Origin of the sequence: Streptomyces aculeolatus (genome assembly GCF_020400605.1) — a bacterium.
Classification (GTDB): Bacteria; Actinomycetota; Actinomycetes; order Streptomycetales; family Streptomycetaceae; genus Streptomyces; species Streptomyces aculeolatus.
Genome location: NZ_JAINRD010000081.1, coordinates 1 through 893 on the forward strand (window position 1 = coordinate 1; position 893 = coordinate 893).

At 66.5% G+C, this 893-nt stretch carries 1 pseudogene; it reads right to left on the reverse strand.

Features of this window, described 5'->3' with window-relative positions:
- Window positions 1-18: 18 nt before the first annotated feature.
- Window positions 19-783 (reverse strand): annotated as a pseudogene (locus LG396_RS38790) (transposase family protein).
- Window positions 784-893: the final 110 nt, after the last annotated feature.

Below are 893 nucleotides of genomic sequence, written 5' to 3' on the forward strand. Positions count from 1 at the left end.
ACTTAGCGTTTTCCAACCTCAGTTTGGGCGGGTCAGGTGCAGGGTGGGACGGCTTGGACGAGGCTGGTGGTGCGTGTGGTGGAGCACCGCGGTTTGCGTAGAAGCCGCCAGGTCTTGAGGGTGGCCATCGCTTGCTCGACAAGTGCGCGGATCTTCGCGTGCGAGCGGTTGACGGCTTGCTGGCCTGCGGAGAGCGTTTCCCAGCGGCCCCAGTACGGTAGGCGTACGGTGCCGCCGGCGCCGCGGTAGTCCTTGTCCGCCCAGCACTTCGCGCCAGCTTCTTCCAGGGCGTCGAAGATGCCGTGGGTTCGCGCGGCCTTGATGTCGTGGACGGCTCCGGGCAGTGCTGGGGCCGCCCAGAGCAGCCGTCCCGCCGAGTCGGCGATGACCTGCACGTTCATGCCGTCCTTCTTGTGTTTCCCCGAGCAGAAGGGCCGGTCGGCGGCGATCCGGTCGATCGGCAGCCGTGTGCCGTCCAGAATCACGAATGCCTTGTTGGCGGCGGTCTTCATCGCCTCGGTGAGGGTGGGTGCGAGAGCGGCCAGGACACATCGACGGCCTCGGCGACGTACCTGTAGGCGGTGGTGGTGCTGATGCTGAACCCGACGGCGAGCTGGGCGTAGGTGTGCCCGAACCGCAGATAGGCGAGTGCCATCAGGGCCTGACGACCGGGGTCAGCCGCCTCCAGCGGGTGCCGCGTTGCCGGCGATGGTCCCGCAGGCGGGCGGACAGCAAACGCAGGGCGGAACGGGACACGTCGATCCCGGACGGGTAGACAAGCATGCGAAGCCTCTGGTGGAGACGGCTCTCTTGGTTGAAAACCCATCTACCAGAGGCTTCACCACGGTGTCAGCCCAACGCCTCATCACCCACGCGAGGCCGAAAAAGGCTCA